Annotated in this window: 17 protein-coding genes; 10 read left to right on the top strand and 7 right to left on the bottom strand. The window is 62.3% G+C overall.

The window, feature by feature from the left end:
- Positions 1 to 438 carry an Lrp/AsnC family transcriptional regulator gene (locus DI606_RS10230; RefSeq protein WP_293982368.1) on the top strand — a complete coding sequence of 146 codons (438 nt, stop codon included), beginning with the start codon at positions 1 to 3 and terminating at the stop codon, positions 436 to 438.
- 42 nt (positions 439 to 480) lie between these two features.
- Here DI606_RS10230 and DI606_RS10225 read toward each other — a convergent pair whose 3' ends face one another.
- From DI606_RS10225 to DI606_RS10215, 3 genes are read right to left on the bottom strand one after another with little or no spacing between them, the layout of a single operon-like run.
- Entirely contained in the window at positions 481 to 822 is a 342-nt protein-coding gene (locus DI606_RS10225; RefSeq protein ID WP_286867621.1) for a DUF3088 domain-containing protein, read from the bottom strand.
- 40 nt (positions 823 to 862) lie between these two features.
- Entirely contained in the window at positions 863 to 2,314 is a 1,452-nt protein-coding gene (locus tag DI606_RS10220; protein ID WP_286867622.1) for a PepSY domain-containing protein, read from the bottom strand.
- Positions 2,301 to 4,502, bottom strand: a complete 2,202-nt coding sequence (locus tag DI606_RS10215; RefSeq protein WP_286867625.1) for a TonB-dependent receptor — start codon at positions 4,500 to 4,502, stop codon at positions 2,301 to 2,303. Before DI606_RS10215 ends, DI606_RS10220 begins: the two co-directional genes overlap by 14 nt.
- Before the next feature lie 194 nt (positions 4,503 to 4,696).
- Between DI606_RS10215 and DI606_RS10210 the strand changes: the two genes are divergently transcribed.
- A complete protein-coding gene (locus DI606_RS10210; protein ID WP_286867626.1) occupies positions 4,697 to 5,488 on the top strand; it encodes a UTRA domain-containing protein in 792 nt (263 codons plus the stop codon).
- On the opposite strand, the gene DI606_RS10205 is transcribed toward DI606_RS10210, so the two are convergent.
- Positions 5,472 to 6,842 carry a formimidoylglutamate deiminase gene (locus DI606_RS10205; protein WP_286867628.1) on the bottom strand — a complete coding sequence of 457 codons (1,371 nt, stop codon included), beginning with the start codon at positions 6,840 to 6,842 and terminating at the stop codon, positions 5,472 to 5,474. The genes DI606_RS10210 and DI606_RS10205 overlap by 17 nt on opposite strands.
- Positions 6,843 to 6,932: 90 nt before the next feature.
- On the opposite strand from DI606_RS10205, the gene hutI reads away from it, so the two are divergent.
- Genes hutI through DI606_RS10165 form a run of 8 tightly spaced genes read left to right on the top strand, consistent with a single transcriptional unit; the run spans position 6,933 to position 14,151 of the window.
- Positions 6,933 to 8,138 (top strand): imidazolonepropionase, encoded by a 1,206-nt coding sequence (gene hutI, locus DI606_RS10200; RefSeq protein ID WP_293982360.1) that lies wholly within the window; start codon positions 6,933 to 6,935, stop codon positions 8,136 to 8,138.
- Positions 8,135 to 9,655 carry a histidine ammonia-lyase gene (gene hutH, locus DI606_RS10195; RefSeq protein WP_286867632.1) on the top strand — a complete coding sequence of 507 codons (1,521 nt, stop codon included), beginning with the start codon at positions 8,135 to 8,137 and terminating at the stop codon, positions 9,653 to 9,655. The genes hutI and hutH overlap by 4 nt, the downstream gene beginning before the upstream one ends.
- Complete coding sequence (gene hutG, locus DI606_RS10190; RefSeq protein WP_286867634.1) at positions 9,652 to 10,464, top strand: N-formylglutamate deformylase; 813 nt, start codon at positions 9,652 to 9,654, stop codon at positions 10,462 to 10,464. The genes hutH and hutG overlap by 4 nt, the downstream gene beginning before the upstream one ends.
- On the top strand, positions 10,461 to 12,125 hold the full coding sequence (gene hutU / locus DI606_RS10185; protein ID WP_286867637.1) for a urocanate hydratase: 1,665 nt from the start codon (positions 10,461 to 10,463) through the stop codon (positions 12,123 to 12,125). Before hutG ends, hutU begins: the two co-directional genes overlap by 4 nt.
- Entirely contained in the window at positions 12,122 to 12,667 is a 546-nt protein-coding gene (locus tag DI606_RS10180; protein WP_286867639.1) for a HutD family protein, read from the top strand. Before hutU ends, DI606_RS10180 begins: the two co-directional genes overlap by 4 nt.
- Positions 12,668 to 12,716: 49 nt before the next feature.
- Positions 12,717 to 12,992: a metal/formaldehyde-sensitive transcriptional repressor gene (locus DI606_RS10175; RefSeq protein ID WP_286867642.1), complete on the top strand. Its 276-nt coding sequence runs from the start codon at positions 12,717 to 12,719 to the stop codon at positions 12,990 to 12,992.
- Between the two features lie 9 nt (positions 12,993 to 13,001).
- A complete protein-coding gene (gene dmeF / locus DI606_RS10170; protein ID WP_286867644.1) occupies positions 13,002 to 13,952 on the top strand; it encodes a CDF family Co(II)/Ni(II) efflux transporter DmeF in 951 nt (316 codons plus the stop codon).
- A 4-nt stretch (positions 13,953 to 13,956) separates the two neighbouring features.
- Complete coding sequence (locus DI606_RS10165) at positions 13,957 to 14,151, top strand: DUF1289 domain-containing protein (protein ID WP_286867647.1); 195 nt, start codon at positions 13,957 to 13,959, stop codon at positions 14,149 to 14,151.
- Positions 14,152 to 14,746: 595 nt separating this feature from the next.
- On the opposite strand, the gene DI606_RS10160 is transcribed toward DI606_RS10165, so the two are convergent.
- From DI606_RS10160 to DI606_RS10150, 3 genes are read right to left on the bottom strand one after another with little or no spacing between them, the layout of a single operon-like run.
- Positions 14,747 to 16,045 carry a hypothetical protein gene (locus DI606_RS10160; protein ID WP_286864309.1) on the bottom strand — a complete coding sequence of 433 codons (1,299 nt, stop codon included), beginning with the start codon at positions 16,043 to 16,045 and terminating at the stop codon, positions 14,747 to 14,749.
- 28 nt (positions 16,046 to 16,073) lie between these two features.
- Positions 16,074 to 17,327, bottom strand: a complete 1,254-nt coding sequence (locus DI606_RS10155; RefSeq protein ID WP_291550145.1) for a hypothetical protein — start codon at positions 17,325 to 17,327, stop codon at positions 16,074 to 16,076.
- Between the two features lie 14 nt (positions 17,328 to 17,341).
- Complete coding sequence (locus tag DI606_RS10150; protein WP_286864305.1) at positions 17,342 to 20,344, bottom strand: DEAD/DEAH box helicase; 3,003 nt, start codon at positions 20,342 to 20,344, stop codon at positions 17,342 to 17,344.
- Position 20,345 lies beyond the last annotated feature (1 nt).

Genomic DNA, 20,345 nt, shown 5'->3' with positions numbered 1-20,345 from the left:
ATCTGGGCTTCATCTTCGTTCCTTCGTCACTACGACGAAGCCCAGATCCTCCTTAAATCACAACCTCAAATCTGTGCCATTGGTGCTGACGGCGGACAGCGACTTGAAAAGGACGGCATCATTGAACGACGGGTCGCCATCCTCAATCGCGACCGTCTGGGCCTCGGCGTCACGGTGATCGTCGCGATCCGCACCGCCAAGCATAGCGATGAATGGCTTCAGATTTTCGCAGACGGCGTAGCGAAAATCCCCGAAGTCGTGGAATTCTATCGCATGAGCGGAGAGATCGACTATCTCCTCAAGGTCGTCGCCCGCGACATCGCAGACTATGACCGCATCTATCGCAAACTCACCAAAGTGGCGGAACTCCACGATGTGAGTTCCTCCTTCGCGATGCAGGAGATCAAGTCGACAACCGCGCTGCCGCTCTTTGGTTAGAACCGTCTTGGGTGCGGCGGCCTGCGGCCGCCGCCTGTTCGATCAACCGCTGTGGGGCAGGCCAAATTTATCCGACAAATAGCTGCGGATCGCCTTTTCATCCGAAAAGAAGGCACGGCCATTACGGCGCGTTGGATGAAGGCCGCTGTCCTCGCCGACATCGTCGGCCAATATCAACACCGGGATCGACTGGTTTTCCTCTCCCAATGCATCCACCAGCGGCTGCCGGGGACGCGGAAATGCGATATAATGCACATCCACTTTCTCGCGTAGCTCGGGAAAGAAGCCCAGCAGGCCCTCGACGCTCACGGAATCACCGCAATAAAAGGGGCCCAGGCCCGCATTGATGAAGCCGGGCTGCATCAGATAAAGTTGGTCCTTCACATATATCTCCAAAAGAGGGACGTTCAAAAGCAGTGGCGCTTCACAGGGACTTGGCGATCCGCCGATAGCCGATAACGACGCCTGTGAGGCTGAACAGAAAACCCAGCAGCAGCGGAATCATCACGACTATGTAGCGCAGCAGGGGATGGGTCGTGAGGCCAGGAAAATTGAAGGTATGAAGCGCATAATAGATCCATGCATAGGCGGCGCGACTGTTATCCATGACCGTGACGATCCGGCCATCGACGCTATCCACATAGATCGAGACCGGCTTGTCCCCATCCCTGTCATAGCGACGCACGGAAAGGGGCATGCCTTCGGCCAGCGCGTAGGTATCGGTCGGCGCGACCTTTATGGCTGGCCCCAGCGGGCGCCCCGGCCAGGCCGTAGCGACGGCCCGGTCCATCAGGCGATCGCGCGTATTGGCATCGACTAACGCGCCATCTGCCCCATGGAGCGTGGTAGCGCCTTTTCCGTCGATTGCAGCCAGCAGGATTGCCCCGCCCACCGTCGACAGGCGGATTTCCCGCGCATCGGGCAAATGGGCGAAGGCTGATAGCTGGACCTGTGCAGCGCCCTCGCCGAGCGTCTGTCCTGCATAGGCTGCAGCTTGCGCCTCGCTGGCATGGCCGCGCGAGAAGAGCCGCCCATGGTCCATCGACAGCCAGCCGCTCAGAATCCATGTAAGGACGAACAGACTGGCGAACAATCCGAGCAGATGATGCCAGCGCAACCATTTCAGCCGGTAGAAAGTCAGGCCCGGCCGTCCGGCACGACGCACCGCCAGCGTCCGGATGACGCCCAATATGGTGCCAGCGACTGCCACCAGCATAGCGATCAACGACAGCCACCAAACGCTCTGGTCCCAAGCCGTAAAGCTGGACCGTAACGGCGTGAAATAGGCCCAGTGCAGCACTGCCCCGACCCAGTTCCAGCCGCGATCCCACCGCGTGGTGCGCTGCACCGGCGCACCCGTTCGCGCCGAGACATAAAGTTGCGTTCCAGCTTCATCGCCGAGATCGACCCGGAAAAGTGGCCTTGCGGCATCAAAGCTGTTGTGAACGACCCACTGGTCATACTCGAACGGTCCGGCGATGGCGGATTGCGGACGGCCGGACAAGGCGGCGATCTGGTCGCGCCTCAGATCGGGGAGACGCGCGCCATTTCGCGCATCGACCGCCATTGTGCCGGTCGCACCATCCACCAGATAGGCAGGCACGCCAGCGCGCTGCACGACCCGCAAACCTGTGACAGTCTTCGCGCCCGCGATCGCCGCGCCTGGTGGCACGGCGATCGCGGCGCTGTCGATAGGCGCGGACAATGCCAACTGACTGCCCCGATCCAGCGAAGGAAACGGCTTGAACAGCAGGACCGCGCCACTTGCAAACCAGAGGGCAAAGACAAGACAGGTCGCAACGCCAAGCCAGCGGTGAAACCAGACCAGCGCATCGACCGTCTTTGCCTTGATGCCTTTGGTCCTAGAAGCGGCCAAGGACGCTTACCTCCACGCGGCGTGGCTCACCCATCATGACCTGGGCGGGGTAATAGATGTCGGCCCATTGCACGAAGGTCTTGTTCCACACATTGTTGACGCGGCCGGTCAGCGAGATGTTGGGAGACACCGCGTAGGTGGCGTAAACAATGCCGGTGGCGTAGGGCTTGAGAATGAGGCTGTTAGCGGTATTGCCAAAGCGCTTGCCGACATATTTGACGCCGCCGCCCACTTCGAGCGGCAATCCGGCCACCCCGCGCACGGTCGTCCAGACATTGCCGACCCATTTGGGTACGTTCGCAGGCGTGTTGCCCGATGCCGCTATGCCGTAATTGGGATCGACGAAGCTGCCATAGGCGGCATCGACATAGGCGCCGCTTGCGATCAGGGTCCAGTCCGGCGTGACCTTCATTTCGCCCGATATTTCGACGCCACGCGATTTCTGGCTGCCGACATTGCTGACGGTATCGAGCGCGACCTGGGTTAGGATATTCTTGCGCTTGATGTCATAGGCGGCCAGCGTAAGCGACCCGCGTCCGTTCATCAGATCCGCTTTCAGCCCTCCCTCGAACTGGCGCGAACTGCTCAGGCCGAAATTCTCTCCGGCGTTCACCAGGAAAATGTTGTTGCCGACCGGATCCTTGCCCGTGCTGTAGGACGCATAAGCGGTGACGCTGGGAGCGATATCGTAGACCAGTCCCGCCCGCCAGTTGAACAGCTTGTAGGTGCGATTGAAGCTGGTCCCTGCATTGAAACTGCCATCCACATTGAAATTCTCGCGCGTCAGATAGAGCCGCTCGGCGCGAACGCCGGTCACGAGTTTCAATTGCGGGGTGAGGTTCAATACATCCTCGCCAAATAAAGCTGCCTGATCCCAGCGGGTGGGGCTGACCCGCCTGACGATCGGTCCAAACAGGCCGGGATTGGGATTGAGCGGATCGACGCTGTCGCCATCTGGAAAGCCCCGGCTGCGGATGAAGTCGAGATGGCTGTAGTCAGCGCCCAGCACGAGACGGTTTTCCATGCCGCCCAGCTGATGCTTGAAGGTGGCAGTGAACTGATCGCCCATCAGGTCCTGATTATGGAACACGAAAAAACGGTCACGATCGATCTGCTGGGTGGTCCGGTTGAAGACATAGTTTTCGGCGTTGATCCATTGCCGCTCGGCATGGAAATAATAGCTGGTGTTGCTGATGGTCAGCGCGTCGGACGGCGACCAGTTGATCACCAGCTTGGGCCACGTCTGCCAGCTATGCGCCTTGTTGTCGGAGACATTATAATTTTTGAAGCGTAGCGCCCGGTCGATCACGTCGCCATTGGCGGTGGTCAGGATGCCCTTGATCGGGTCCGCGGCAAAGGCGGCAGGCACCAGCGGCGTGCCATAATAGGTCGACAGGTCGTCTTTGAGATAATCGACGCTGAATTCGATCGAGAGATTATCCTGGGGCTTGAACAGCAGCGCGCCGGTCGCATTGAAGGAATTGGAGCCCGCCCGGTCCACATAGCCGTCCGTCCTATGGTAGCTGACGTCGAACCGAGCAGCCAGATCGTCGCTCAGGATCTTGTTACCGCCAATGCCGACGCTGACGGTGTCGAAGGTGGCGTAGGAACCCAGAAACTGAACGCTATCCGCCTTGAAGTCCGGACTTTTGTTGACGATGTTGACGGCGCCGCCGACAGCGCCCTGACCGTACAAGACCGACGCCGGCCCCTTTAACACGTCGATACTCGCAATGTTGAACGTGTTGCCAGGGCGATTGATCATGTTTGCTGGCCCCAGATACAGGCCATTGTGGAGCAGCGTAATCTGCTCTCCGGTAAAACCACGCATCGAGAAAAGCGAAGGGTCGCCCGGCGAGCCGCCCGACGTTATACCGGGAAGGCTTACGGTCGCTTCCTCAACCGTGCGGAAACCCCGGGTCAGAATTTCGTCTGCACCGATCTGATCGATGGTCGCGGGGGTATCGCGGATAGACAGTCCCAGGCGGCTGCCCGTCGGTGTGGCGACGTCGAGCTGGCGAAGCTTCCAACCTGTGACAGTGATGGTGTCGGCATCGACCGAAGCGTCCTGCGGCGCCTGGGCGGCCGGATTTGCCGACATGGTCTGCGCCGCCGCGCCGACGCTCCCCAGCAGCAGGATGGTGGCAAGAGACGAGCATAACTTTAACGTCGATTGCGTCGTGCGCATGATTCAACCCCCTTTTTTATAGACCGATAGTCCCTGCCTGCTGCATTTTCTATTTGTATAGTCAATTGAAGTTGACGCAGCATCAGGGGGGCGTCAAGAGCCATGGGACATTTATTTCATATTCCGGTGGACGTCGCTGGCCAGCTATGATGGAATTATAGGGAAACCATGGACACAGAAGGATTTCCTGCCGCGTGACCGCTATTGCCGTTATGGAGAGTGCCAAGACAGGCACCGTCGGCGCTAGCCTGGGAAACCTGCCTATCCCGCCGCTCGATGGGGATGGTCCGCTCTGGTTGCAGATTCGCCGTTCGATTGCGCTTGCCATTCTCAGCGGCGACTGGCCTGCGGGGACGCGCGTGCCCGGCGAGCTTCTTCTTACCCAGCATTACAAGACCGCCCGCATGACCGTGAACAAGGCGATCCAGAGCCTGGCTGGCGAAGGACTGGTCGAGCGACGGACGAAAGTGGGCACGGTCGTCACCGCGCGCGCGCGCGAGCGTCCGGTATTCGAGATATGGGATGCCGCAGACGCCGTGCGTCGCGCCGGTGGCCGATACAGCTATCGTCTGATCGACTGCGCGATGGTGGCCCCGGATTCGCCCATTCGCAAGGATATGGCGCTGGCGCCACTGGCACCCATGATCCGTATGCTCTGCCTCCATCTCGCGGACGACAAGCCATTCCAGCTTGAGGAACGGCTTATCAATGTCGAAGCGGCGCCCAAGATCACCTGCCAACCGCTGGAGAATATCAGTCCGGGCCAGTGGTTGCTGGTGCATGTGCCCTGGACCGAAGCGAAGCACAGCATCTGCGCCCGTGGCGCTGGTCCCATGGTCGCCGAGCATCTTGCCGTGCAGGAGGGCGAGGCCTGCCTGGTGGTCGAGAGGCGCACCTGGAATGGCGACGTGCCGGTGACGCTGGGCCGTTTCTGGTATCCGGGCGACGATCACAGCCTCGAAGGCAAGTTCAAACCGTCCTGGTAAGCGTTACCCCGTGTAAGCGCTGCATCGCCGTCCGATAACGTGCAGCGATCCTGTCGCGCGCGATGTGGCGTCCGCCTGTCACCACGCGTCGGCCCGCACGCCACACCGAATCGATGCAGCGATTGCCGCGCGCGAACAGCCATCGATCAATGGCTTCGTCTCCCACTGGCGGCAGATCGTCGCGTGCCAGTACGACCAAATCGGCGGAGGCACCGATGCGCAGGCCGGTCGCTTCGACGCCCAGTGCCTGACTGCCGCCGACATAAGCCGCATCGAACAGCGACCGCCCGGTGGACAACCCCGGAGTCGTCAGAACATTGCGTCGTTGCCGCATCAGTCGCTGGCCATATTCGAGCAGCCGCAATTCCTCTGCCGCGTCGATCAGGACATTGGAATCCGATCCGATCCCGACCCGCCCCGCCGCCGACAGAAATTCATCGGCGGGGAAAATGCCATCGCCCAGATTGGCTTCGGTGACCGGGCAAAGGCCTACGACGCTGCCAGATCGGGCTATCGCCGCCAATTCCGCCGTATCGGCATGGGTCGCGTGCACGAGGCACCAGCGCGGATCGACCGGCATATGATCGAGCAACCAGGCGACAGGTCTCTGTCCCGCCCAGGCGAGACAGGCTTCAACCTCGCCTGTCTGTTCGGCGATGTGGATATGGACAGGCCCTGATGGCGCCATCGCCAGCAATGCCTGCAACTGGTCGGGCGTCACGGCGCGCAGGCTATGCGGCGCTATACCCAGCACGGCTCCATCGAGACCCCGTACCAGTTCGCGACACCGATCCAGCAGATGGGCATAGCCATCGATATCGTGCCCGAAGCGCCGCTGGCGAGGATCCAGCGGCGCACCCCCGAAACCCGAATGGGCATAGAGTACCGGCAGAAGCGTCAGGGCTATACCCGTATCCGCGCTGGCCGATGCCATAGCGGCTGCCATCTCCGCCGGGTCGGCATAGGGTTCGCCCGACGGCTGATGATGGAGATAGTGAAATTCGCCGACACGGGTAAAGCCGCTCTCCAGCATCTCGACAAAAGCCATGGCGGCGATCGCTTCCATGGCGGCGGGATCGATCGCACCGACCAACTGGTACATGCGATCGCGCCAACTCCAGAAATCATCCTGTTCACCGCCGCCCGCCTGCTCCGCGCGCCCGGCCATCGCCCCCTGAAAGGCATGGCTATGGAGATTGGGCAAACCTGGCAGCGCCACGGCATGGCGCTGGTCCCGAGCGACAGGGCGAACATCGGCCGCAATAGCGCTGATCCTGCCGCCGGCCAGACTGATCCGCACGTCGCTGGCCCAGCCGTCGGCAAGCAGCGCCTTTTCAAACCACAGATCGTCCATGCAAATTTCCTCCGCAACGCCGCTGGACAATAAATGGCATCCGTGTATTTGTATAGACAAATAGCAGCAGGCCAGCGCGGAGCGGCATATATGCGGTGCGATACAGTCTGGAGGAATGCGCGCCTCGCTACCATGGCGCAGGATAGCGATGGCATAGGCGCGGTCAATGATGGCCTGATCGCCGCCGCTCAGGGCCGCATTATCTATGCGGGCGAGGCGCGGCATGCTTCCGCCTTCGATGCTGCGCAGACCGTCGATTGCGAGGAGCGGTGGATCACGCCAGGGCTGATCGACTGTCATACCCATATCATCCATGGCGGCGACCGTGCGCAGGAATTCGCGATGCGGTTGGCTGGCGCCTCGTACGAAGAGATAGCGCGCGCGGGCGGCGGCATCTTGTCCACCATGCGCGCCACGCGGTCCGCCTCCCTCGATGCGCTGGTCGCCAGCGCCCTTCCGCGTGTCGATACGCTCATGGCGGAAGGGGTGACCACGCTGGAAATCAAGTCGGGCTACGGCCTGACCCTGGATGACGAATGCCGCATGCTCTACGCAGCCCGCGCGCTGAGCCATGCACGCGCCCTACGGATTGTGACCAGCTTTCTTGGCGCACATGCGCTGCCACCCGAATATGCTGGCGATGCCGACGGCTATATCGATGCGGTGTGCGGGACGATGATCCCTGCCCTGGCCCAGGAGCATCTCGCCGATGCGGTCGATGTCTTTTGCGAAGGCATCGGTTTCACGCCAGCCCAGACCGAGCGTGTTTTTGCCGCCGCCAGACACCATGGCCTGCCCGTCAAGATTCATGCCGAGCAATTGTCGGCCCTGCACGGCTCGGCGCTCGCCGCGCGTCACGGCGCGCTATCCGCCGACCATCTTGAACATGCCGATACGCACGATGTGGTCGCGATGGCGGCGTCCGGCACCGTCGCGGTGGTGCTGCCCGGCGCCTATTATTTCATGCGCGAAACGCAATTGCCCCCCATCGCCCTGCTCCGCCAGCATGGCGTCCCGATCGCGCTGGCGACCGACTGCAATCCGGGCACGTCACCACTGACGTCTCTGCTGCTGGTCCTCAACATGGGCGCGACCCTGTTCCGGCTGACGGTCGAGGAATGCCTGCTGGGTGTCACCCGCAACGCCGCTGCCGCGCTGGGCCTGTCGCAAAGCATCGGGACGCTGGAAGGGGGCAAGGCCTGCGACCTTGCCATCTGGGACATCAACGACCCTGCCGAGCTGGTTTACAGGATCGGCTTCAACCCCCTTCACATGCGCATCAAGGACGGTCGATGATCCTAACCCCCGGCACCATTTCCTACGACCAGTGGCTGGCCATCTATCATGGCGCGCCCTTTACGCTCGATCCGGCCTGTCGCCCCGGTATCGCCCAAAGCGCGGCAGCCGTGGCGCGGATCGTCGCGCGCGGGGCGCCGGTCTATGGAATCAATACCGGCTTTGGAAAGCTGGCCAGCGTCCGTATCGCGCCGGACGATCTGGCGACGCTCCAGCGCAATATCGTGCTGAGCCATGCCGCAGGTGTCGGCGATCCGATGCCGGTGCCGGTCGCGCGGCTGATGATGGCGCTCAAGCTGGCCAGCCTGGCGCAGGGCGCATCGGGTGTTCGCCCGGAGACTGTGGCACTGCTCGAAGCGCTGCTGGACAAAGGGCTGACGCCGCTCATTCCTGCGCAAGGGTCGGTCGGTGCGTCGGGCGATCTGGCTCCACTGGCGCATATGACGGCAGCGATGATCGGCGTCGGGCACATCATCCGCGACGGCGAGACCCTGCCGGCCGCGAAGGTGCTAGGCGATGCGGGCATTGCCCCGCTGGAACTGGGGCCGAAGGAAGGCCTCGCGCTGCTGAACGGCACGCAATTCTCCTGCGCCTACGCGCTCGCCGGGCTATTCGAGGCAGAGCGGCTCTATCGCACTGCGCTCGTCACGGGCATCTTCTCGACGGAAGCCGCCAAGGGATCGGACGCGCCATTCGACGCCCGCATCCACGCCCTGCGGGGCCATCATGGACAGATGGAAACCGCCTCTGCGCTGCGTGCGCTGATGGACGAGTCGCCGATCCGCGCCTCTCACCGCGAAAACGACATTCGCGTACAGGACCCCTATTGCCTGCGCTGCCAGCCGCAGGTGATGGGCGCGATCCTGGATCTCCTACGGCAGGCGGGCACGACGCTCGTCACCGAAGCCAATGGCGTATCGGACAATCCCCTGATCTTTTCGGAAACCGACGAAGCCCTGTCAGGCGGCAATTTCCATGCCGAGCCGGTCGCCTTCGCCGCCGACATGATCGCCATCGCGCTCTGCGAAATCGGCAGCCTTGCCGAACGCCGGGTCGCCATGCTGGTCGATCCGGTCTTGTCGGGTCTTCCTGCCTTTCTGACGCCAAAACCTGGTCTCAATTCGGGCTTCATGATCCCGCAAGTCACCGCAGCGGCCCTGGTGTCGGAAAACAAGCAACGCGCCTATCCCGCCAGCGTCGATTCGATCCCGACCTCCGCCAATCAGGAAGATCATGTGTCGATGGCTGCGCATGGCGCGCGGCGCCTGGGCGGCATGGCCGCCAATGTGGATGCGGTACTAGGCATCGAACTGCTCGCGGCAGCGCAAGGCTGCGACTTTCATGCGCCGCTCGCGTCCAGCCCGGCGGTGGAGGCCGTGCGGGCGCGGCTGCGCCAGGACGTGCCGACATTGGACGAGGATCGCCATATGGCGCCGGACATGATGGCCGCCATCGCGCTGATCCAGACCGGCGCGATCGTCGATCTGGTCGGGCCATTGCCGGGGATAGTGGCATGAGCGATTGCTGGCTGGAGGTCAGACGAACCGATACCCCGCTGATTCTGGCCTTTCCGCATGGCGGAACAGTCCTCCCGAACGTCTTGATCGAGCGGTTCGTTTCGCCCTGGGCCGCGCGGCGCGACGCGGACTGGCATATCGCCGATCTCTATGCCGGGCTGGTCGATGCCACGACAATCGCGACCGGGCTGTCGCGCAGCGTCATAGACTGCAATCGCGATCCTTCAGGCGCGTCGCTCTATCCGGGGCAGGCCACGACCGAACTCTGCCCAACGACCGACTTCGACGGCAACCTGCTCTATCGCGGCACGCATCCCGACGCGGCCGAGATCGCCCGGCGCCGCACAGACTATTTCGACCGCTATCATGCCACGCTTGCCGCCGAGATCGCGCGGCTGCGCGCGATACATGACCGGGTCGTCGTCTATGACTGCCATTCGATCCGCAGCGTCGCCCCGCGGCTGTTCGACGGGCCGCTCCCCCTGTTCAATATCGGCAGCAATGGTGGCGCGACCTGCGCGCCCGCCCTCGTCGATGCGGTCGCCGCCGCCTGCGCCGCATCGGGCCGCAGCCATGTCGTCGATGGCCGCTTTCGCGGCGGCTGGACGACGCGCCATTATGGCAAGCCCGAACTGGGCGTCCACGCCATACAGATGGAGATCGCGATGCGCGGCTATCTGGACGAACCGGCCGATCCGGCCCCCGGCAACTGGCCACCCCCCTATGACCCGGCACGGGCCGAGCCGCTGCGTCTCGCCCTTGCCTGCATCCTCAACGCCGTCCTCGATTTCGCGAAAGGCTCCGCATGACCCGTCTCGACAATAGCCGCATCATCCATGCTCCCACCGGGCCAGAAATGAGCGCCAAAAGCTGGCAGACGGAAGCGGCGTTGCGCATGCTGATGAACAATCTGGACCCTGGCGTGGCGGAAAACCCCCAGGAACTGGTGGTTTATGGCGGCATCGGTCGCGCGGCGCGCGACTGGGCCAGCTATGACAGCATCGTCGCCACGCTGCGTCGGCTGGAGGACGACCAGACGCTGCTGGTCCAGTCGGGCAAGCCGGTCGGCGTGTTCCGCACGCACCAAGATGCGCCGCGCGTTCTGATCGCCAATTCCAATCTCGTTCCCAAATGGGCGACATGGGAGCATTTCCACGAACTCGATCGCGCCGGCCTCATGATGTACGGCCAGATGACCGCCGGGTCGTGGATCTATATCGGCACGCAGGGCATCGTTCAGGGCACATACGAAACCTTCGTGGAGGTTGGTCGCCAGCATTATGGCGGCGATCTGTCCGGCAAATGGATATTGACCGCGGGCCTTGGCGGCATGGGCGGCGCGCAGCCGCTGGCCGCAACGATGGCGGGCGCATCCTGCCTGGCCGTCGAATGCCAGCCAAGCCGGATCGAAATGCGGCTCAAGACCGGCTATCTCGACCGGGCGACCGACAGTCTGGACGAGGCGTTGGAGATCGTCACCAACGCGACGGCGCCCGTTTCGGTCGGACTGCTCGGCAATGCCGCCGACATCTATCCCGAACTGTTCCGTCGCGGGGCGCGCCCGCACGCCGTCACCGACCAGACCTCCGCCCATGACCCAATCAACGGCTATCTTCCGCAGGGCTGGACGCTCGACCGCTGGACGCGCGCTCGCGAGGGCGATCCGCAATCCGTCGCCAGCGCCGCGAAAGCATCGATGGCTACACATGTCCGCGCGATGCTGGACTTCTGGAACGCGGGCGTTCCGGTACTCGATTATGGCAATAATATCCGGCAGGTGGCCAAGGATGAAGGCGTGGAGGATGCGTTCGCCTTCCCCGGCTTCGTTCCCGCCTATATCCGCCCGCTCTTCTGTCGGGGCGTCGGCCCGTTTCGTTGGGTGGCGCTGTCGGGCGATCCAGAGGACATCTACAAGACCGATGCCAAGGTGAAGGCACTGATGCCTGACGACGCGCATCTCCACCGCTGGCTCGACATGGCCCGCGAACGCATCCATTTTCAGGGATTGCCCGCCCGGATCTGCTGGGTGGGCCTGGGCGATCGCCACCGGCTGGGCATGGCATTCAACGACATGGTCGCTTCGGGCGAATTGAAGGGACCGATCGTCATCGGTCGCGATCATCTGGACAGTGGGTCGGTGGCCAGCCCCAATCGGGAAACCGAAGCGATGCTGGACGGATCGGACGCGGTATCCGACTGGCCGCTCCTCAACGCGCTGCTCAACACCGCATCGGGTGCAACCTGGGTCTCGTTGCATCATGGCGGCGGGGTCGGCATGGGCTATTCCCAACATTCGGGCATGGTCATCGTCGCCGACGGGACGCAGGACGCCGCCCGTCGTCTGGAACGGGTGTTGTGGAACGACCCGGCCACCGGCGTCATGCGCCATGCCGACGCAGGCTATGCCATCGCGCGCGATTGCGCGATCGACAAGGGGCTGGATTTGCCCGCCATCACCGGCGACCTGTGATCCTTTTCCGCGCCGCCGACTGTCCGGTCCAGACCTGGCGGAACGGCGGCGGCGAGACCCGTGAAATCACGATTGAGCCGGTAGGCGCGGGCATGGACGAGTGCCTCTGGCGGATCAGCCTGGCCACGATCGCGGCGTCCGGTCCTTTTTCCCGCTTTGCAGGAATGGACCGGACATTGGTTGCCCTAGGCGGAGGACCGCTGACGCTCCGTGTCGGACAGGTGCCCGTAGCGCCCATGCCCCATGTCCCGATCCGCTTCGCCGGCGAAACCGCCGTGGAGGCTGCGATCCTCGGATCGCCGACGATAGTCTTGAACATCATGGCACGTCGTGGAGCCGCCACGGCGAGCATGCACGCGTTCGACGGGCATCGCCATGAGGGCCGGGCGGGCCGCCATTATCTGGTCGCGACCGGATCATGCACCATCGCGGGCATGGCCATGGCTTGCGGCGACTTGCTATACTGGCCTGGATCCGTCGCGCAGATGTCCTGCGGCGGCGCACCACCCCTCCTGCTCTGCCTCGATGGGCCAGCGGCATAACCTCCATTCCGGTTGCGCCAAACCACAATCTACCCTAGGGGGGTAGGGTATGGGACATATCAATAGTGACGCCTCGGACCTTGTAGCCCGCGTTCGCAAGATTGCCGGGCAGGTCGCCTCGATCGAAACCGCGCTATCGGCCGATGCGCCCTGCGCGACCATCCTGCATCGGATCGCAGCGGCGCGCGGCGCGATGAACAGCCTGCTCGATGAGGTCATCGTCGCGCATCTCGACGCGCATGTCGCCGCGCCCGACCTGTCGGACGAGCAACGCGCCCGGGCAGCCGAAGAATTGAAGGCGGTTATCCGCCGATACACCAAGTAGGACCGACCATTGGCACCGACACCCGATATCGATCGCCTGAGCCACGACCACGTCTTTCTCGGTTCCGCGCACGATGACAATGCGCGCAGGACGCTCTGGGTCGTTGCGCTTACCGCCATCATGATGGTCGGCGAAATCATTGCGGGCTATGCGACAGGGTCGATGGCGCTGCTGGCGGACGGCTTCCACATGGCGACGCATGCCGGTGCGCTCAGTGTCGCTGCCATCGCCTATGCCTATGCCAGACGCCATAGCGGCAATCGTCGATTCAGCTTCGGAACGGGCAAGGTCGGCGATCTTGCAGGCTTCGCGTCGGCCCTGCTGCTCGGCATCGTTGCACTGGGCATCGGCACCGAATCCGTCTTGCGCCTTTTTCAGCCCATTACCGTCGCCTTTGGCGAAGCGAGCTTGATTGCCGTCATTGGCCTCGGCGTGAATATCGTCAGCGCCCTCCTGCTATCGGGCAGCCATACCCACGATCATGGTCATGGACATTCCCACGCACATGATCATCATGGCCATCACGACCACGGACGAGGCGTCGATAGCAAGGATAATAATCTTCGCTCCGCCTACATCCATGTGCTGGCAGATGCTTTGACCTCCGTGCTGGCCATCGCGGCATTATTGGCCGGCCGCTACCTGGGATGGATCTGGCTCGATCCCGTCATGGGCATTGTCGGGGCCATCGTCATCGCGCGCTGGTCTTGGTCGCTGATGCGGGATACCGCTTGCGTTCTGCTCGATACGACCGACGATCATGTCGCAGACGAAGTGCGCGAACTGGTCGAGGCGACCGGCGACGCGCATATTACCGACCTCCATGTCTGGCGCGTCGGTCCCGAAGCCCATGCCGGGATCGTCAGCGTAACCGGCGGTCCAGGCATCGACCGTGGCGTGATCCTGCAACGTCTGCAGCCCGTACACGAATTGGCTCACCTGACGATCGAGATTCGGTAAACTGATGAAGTCTCCCTGCGTCGATCTATGCGCGTTCGATGGTCGTACCGGCTGGTGCCGGGCATGCGGACGAACCAAAGTAGAGTGCCGGAGCTGGAAAAAGGCTCAGCCGCATGAACAGAAAAAAATCATGTCCGAGCTCCCGCGCAGGCTGGCCAAGTTGCAGAATCAGGCAGATCGCAAATTAGTGAAGCCGTGATCAGCAGCCGCGCTCGACGCTAGGGTCCAGACCTAATAACCGGCTTTCCATGATCGCCAGGTCGTGTTTCACCGCGTGAAATCATGGCGAGCGAACAAGCCGGTGTGACGGTCAGAATGCCAAAGCCAATGACTACTTCATTGCCATTAGGTCCACGCATCGGCTTTTCCGCATGCTTTGCGGCACCTATCAGCGAACAGGGGCCCTGGATGTGTCAGCGGCTATCGAGAATGTTGGAACAAAAACGGCCCGACAGCCAAGGGATGTTCTCTATCAAGCTTGGGTCGCTCCAAAAGGGACTGCGCACAAAATCCCAGCTGCAGCCTACCGATGTCGACCAGAATCTGCCGTTCGATATGCCACTTGGGAATTGTAGCAAAGTCCCACGACTCGGCGCTCGGCCCCGGCGAAACCGACCCATCTAAGCCATTCCAGGCCCAATTCTTGATGTCCAGGTCCTGACTGTCCGCTATCCCCGTAGCCATCGACCAACGTCGGTCATTTCCTGCGCTCGATCGATTATGCAGCCACGCCTAGCACCAGCGACGGTTCAACCGAGAAAATGCCTCAACATAACAATCTAAGTTGTAGACTTTCAGGCCAGACCATTCAGGAATTCGACGCGGGTCAAAGCGCCATTCGAGCCATTAGCAGCATCGACCAGCGCGACGACGACTCGCCGCGCGAGGCGGCGGGCCAGGGTTCGATCCTTGCCCGATATCTTTCCGGCGATTGGCCGCCCGTGCACGAAGGCACTGCGCAGCTCGAACAGGTCGGCATAATCCTGACCAGCCTGCGGGTCGCCGAGCAGAATTGCCACCCGCTTGGCGAGTCGAGCCGTCGCGCCGATCTGATCGTGCTTCGGTCGTCCCTTTTTGCTGAAATCAGACTGCAGGCCCAATGCTGCTTCGATAGCGGTCATGTGTGCCATAACCTGATCCATGCCGTCGCTGGCGGCGGCGCGTACTAGGAAGTGCTTAATGGGCGTCTCGAACAGCGGGGTCGCGGCAGCGCTTTCAATCCGCGCCCACCAGCCCTGATCGCAGGCAGCGAGAATTGATTGTGCCACGTCGTCGAGCGGCACTGCGACAGGGCGCTGATATTCGACCATCTCACCGTCATGGTCTTGGAAGGCGGCATCTTCCCACGTCAGCGTTCCAGCGGAAGGAACCGGTTTCGGCCGGGCAAAGAGATCGTCAGTGACAAGGTGCACCCAAGGGATGGTGAAACCCGCCCAGTCGGTATCAAGGGTGTGCCAGTCTTCCCAAGGCGCGAGGAGCAGCGCGAACAATGCGTCCGCGACTACGCCAGGGTGGGCGCCGGCATGCGGATCGAATGCGCCGAAGTCGCGATTCCAGCTTTCGTAAAGCCAAGGTAGTGCGCGTTGGCCCGCTCGACTGGCGGCCGGCACAATTTCCTCAACGGTCAGCCATTGAAACTGCGCGAGGTCGCTTGCGTCGAAGGTTTGGCTTGGAAAATATCGGGCGAGACGCGCTGCATCGAACAGCGTGGCGAGCTCGTCGTTGTCGTAGCGACGAACAGTCGCGTGCCCGAACACCATTGGCGGCAATGTGTCGGCTAAATCCAGCGGGCAGATATACGTCCGCCGAACGGTACTCGCCTCAAAAGCTGCGATGATCGCGCGCGCGCCCTCTTCCAGCGTGCTGGCTAGGCGAGGTTCTGACATAAGGCAGGGAAGACCTGCGCCACGCAGCGCATCGGAGAGGCCAAACGAGAAGCCAATTCCCTTATCAGCTGCAGGAAAACTGTTGGCGCAGAACTGCCTGAACGCGACATAGGCGGACGACTGGCTCAGATTGGTCGGACCGGGGGAAGCTATCGACCACAAAGGCGCCAGCGCAGCCTCTGTCCGCGCGAGAATTTCGTCGCTCATCGGCGCAGCCTCGTGGCTGGACGACCAATCATTGACGCGCGATCATCGTGCGGATCTGCTCGACCTGAAAATGGGGGCGTCCGAAGGCGTCGGCCATCTCGTTGGTCACCTCCAGCATCAACTCGTCAATCGCGGCCTCATCCCATTTCCGGCGCGACTGACTTACCCTGACCCGATCTATCAACGCGTCACTGCGCTCGTGCTGGAACTGGCCGGGCCACTGCGTGCCAAGAAGCCCAACCGCACCGATCTCGATCCGAATTTGCCCACTTGCACCCAGCGCATAGAGCATCTCCAGTCCCCGGGCGAGAAAGCTGACGACCTCCTCCACCAGCGTACCGATGTAAAAGCGCTCCTTGCTGAGACGCGCCGTGTCGAATGACCATAGCTCGCCGGTTTCGCGAAACCACTGGGTGGCGGTCCAGGTCGTGGTCGGTTCGCCCCGCTGAGAGGGGGCGTAGCGAAGAACGCCTTCGCCGTTCAGCCCACCATCAGCACTGGTCCAAGGACCCATCGGGTCCAACCCCGACTGTCCATGATGCCCCTGAAAGCTGTGCACTCTGAGAGCCTTCGGGATACCACTCTTGAACTTCTCGGGAACGATCCTGGCATAGAGGCGCCGGCTCTCGGCGAGCTGCACCCGCTCGATGCCCCCGCCGCCATGATAGGGCTGGTGCTGAAGCACCGCGTCTTTCTCGAACCATATCGACGGATCGCCTTCGCGGCTGGGCATGCCCGCAGGCCCCGGCGCGCTGGCTATCGAGGCCAGCCATTCACCGAGCGACGTCCGGATCGCTTCTTGGAACGCTTTCGCCAATTCGAGCGTGGCCGCCTCGATAGCGTCCGCGTCGGCGGTCTTGGCGAGCGTGAAGAAGATGACCGCGCGGCGATGGCGGATGTCGAAGGGGAGATTCTCGGCCTTCTTCGGCCCATAATATTTGTTAGCGACGAGAATGATGTTCTCGTGAGATAGATGCGCCCACGCCCAGCCGAGCTCGATTAAGACGTTGGGGTTAGGCAGCTCGCGCCCGCCATCGGACTTGCCAGCGGTGGTGATGTCGCCCACGAAAAGCGCGGACGTCCTGATTTTCTCGAAGATCGTATCTGCGATCGCCGCCATGCCCTTTGCATCTTTCGTGTCGTGGTCAAGCTGCGGCCCTTCGCTTGGGTCCAGCTCCAGCTCGTTGCTGAGCGCGGCCAGCGCGCGGCCCAGCGCGTCCTCGATAACTTCACGATTATACTTGGCTGCGCGATCGCTCTGCCAAGACCAGAATACCTTCACTAAGCCTCTCCAAATTACCCAACAATAAGAAGCCGCATCACCTCACTTAATTCACGGCCGCGCCGACCGATAATCTCAGCGACGCCATCGGCGGGCAGGGCCGCAATAGCCTCTTTACTCAAGTGACCGGCATGAAAGAGGGCCAGAATTTCACCTCGTGTCAGCGGGAAGCCAAGTGCACTCAGCGGCAACGCTTCCGCTGGAAGACCGAGATCAAGGCGCGTGAGCAACAGCGCTGCCGCCTCTTGGTCCACGGCTCGCTCGAGCAAGATCGCCGCTATGCGTAGGGCGGACTCCAGTAGGAAACGAGAGCCATCTGCGTAACCACGAATGTCGCCGTGCCCTACCCTGACAAAGGCATTAGACGAGTACCGAGCCTCGATATCATTGGTCGGTTCGCCAGCAATCCAATCGCTCACGATAAGCGCGCGCTTGCATCGGCCATAGAACGCGACATCGCTTTCGGCACGATGCTGCAACGCGCGACCCACGCCATGTCCGAAGCGGCCAAGGGCGGCCTGCTGCCACCGCGGCTCACCATTGCGGGTTTGCGGTGTGTAGTCCTCGTCACGCTCCGGCAGACATTCGACGAGAACAAGGAGAGCTTCTAGCGTCGCGTCGGCCGGATCAACGCGACGCAACAGCTCAACGAGGCGCATCGCGGACTCAAGTGTGAGGGGAGATTCGCCGCAGGCACGCCCAAGCATGGTCAGGCGGAGATTATCGGCGTCTGCTTCGATCAGGCCATCCGCGATCATGCGGTCCAACAGCCGCTCCAGTGTAGGAACCATACGATCGCGCCATGCCGGATTCTGGAGGGCGGCGAGATAACCTCCATAGGTGTTCGCGATCAGGTCAACGACGGCACCGCGCGGAACATCTCTAACCTGCGTAAGCAAGCGGATCACCCAGGTCCCCGGCTGGTTCGGATTGAACGATGACCGGATGACCTCCGGCTGACCTTGCACATACTGCCGGAACAGCTGATTGCGCTCCATGGGGGTATCGGCGAGCAGGATTGCCTTTCCCTCGGCCTCGAACCCTAACCGACCGGCGCGGCCCGCCATGTTCTTATACTGAGCCACCGTATAGGGCTGCCGCTCCCGCCCGGGGAAATCCGTCTCGGCGATGATAACGGTGGATGCGGGCGTGTTCACGCCCGCGGCAACCGTGCTGGTCGCGACGAGTGCCCTGATTTGGCCGTCTGCCCGGCGAAAGCCGCGCTCGACGGCGACGCGCTCATCGCGGGTGAGATCGCCGTTGTGAAACGCAATGCCACCCTCGAGCGATCGGCGAAGGCTCTCCGACATTTGAGAAAGATCGCCTTCTGGCAGTGCCTCGATCACGTCTTGCGCCGCCGGAAGGCCAAGTTCGGCGGCAAGATAGTTTGCGCACCCGCTCGCCGGACCACGCGCGTTGCGGAAGATGATGACCTTCTCGCCGGCATCAATGAGATGGCGCACCAGCGGCACGATTACGTCCTGCGATGACTGCTTTTGCCCGCGCTGGCGGATGGCAAAGCGGTCGAGGAGCTGAATGGTTTCGGGACCGTCCGGCCCGAGGCGCGTAAGTGCGCCGGTTCGGTCGAGTACGCCTTCCACAAGCGGAACCGGCCGATGATCGGTTTGCAAGAGCTCGCAACCGAGCCAGCGGTCGAAATGGTTGGCGTGGCCGATAACCGCGCTCAGTGTGATGAGCTGCGGAGCAACGCCGCGCTGGCGGGCGCTCACGAGGTTGGTGAGCAACAGTTCGACCACCATGCCGCGACCTGGCTCGGTGATGAACTGCGCCTCGTCGAGCACGACTAGGCCGATCTGATTGAGCATGTGCGCGGAGGCGACCGACATGCTGAGGAATTTTTCGTAGGTGAAGAAGGCGATGTCGTATTTGCCGCGCAGGACAGTTCCGACCTGATCCTGCCAGTCGCCGGAGCATCGGGCGATCCGGAGCCCCAGACGATCGCCGTAGAGAGCGGAGAAGTCCTCGAACTTCTCGTTCACGAGCGCCTTGTATGGCAACAGAAACACAGCCTTGCGACCATCCGCGATGGCTTTGAGCGCCGCTAGCTCACCGATGAAGGTCTTTCCCGCACTGGTTGGTGCCACGACCATGAGCGAGTTGCCGTCCAGCACCCCCTTTTCGTTGACCGCTTCGATCTGAAGTTCGTTGAGCCCTTGAGGAAAGTGCTCGTGCCACGCATCGACAGCTTCTTGCGGAATACCTGCTGCTGCCAATTCGCGGATGTCGCCCGTCGTCTGAAAATTTACCCGTTCCGGAAAGGCTTCGCGATACCGCGCGCCAATCTGGCCAGGAGGTAAGACAAGATCACCTTCGGTCTGACCGAACATGGTGGGGGATTGGATATAGCCAAACCGCCCAGCGTTTGCCGTGACGAGGCGAGTAACGCGGTCGACGAGCTCAAGCACCCCTAGAGGGGCGTCTGCCTCCAGCAAAACGTCAATGACAGCCTTGGTGAAGAGCCCGTGCCGCGATTGGGGATCCTCGAGCGCCTCTTGATCGGCGGCGGATGCGGCGAACAGGATACGTCCCTGACCAGCTACCTCGACGAGCGGGAAAGCCACAGCGTCGCGGGGGACCAGGCCGGCGTCGATTACGCGCGCCGGAGCACCGCCACTGAAGCAGCAATCCAGCAAGAGGATGACGGCACGCGCTCTGGTCCCTCGAAAACGCTGAGCCAGCTCGTCCATGCCGAGCGTCGTATTCGGCAAATCGGCTACGCTCGTATCATGCAGAACCAAGCGGTGGTCCTGCGTGCCGTGTCCGGCGAACCCGAGAATCACCACATCGTCTTCATCCGCAGCGCCGAGCGTCGCGTCGATAACATCGCGCATCGCGGCCAGTGTCGCCGCATCGTCCGTGATGAGGGGGGCGTCTAGGTCGGCGATGCTGTCCGACAGTACCGCCCACAACGCGGTGGCGTCACGCGCGGCTCCCGTCAGATCACCGATGAAGGGATCCGCATGCCGATCGATGCCGATGAACGCCCCCCGGATCATC

Source organism: Sphingobium sp. (genome assembly GCF_003248505.1).
Classification (GTDB): Bacteria; Pseudomonadota; Alphaproteobacteria; order Sphingomonadales; family Sphingomonadaceae; genus Sphingobium.
This window is presented reverse-complemented; position numbering and strand designations above follow the sequence as displayed.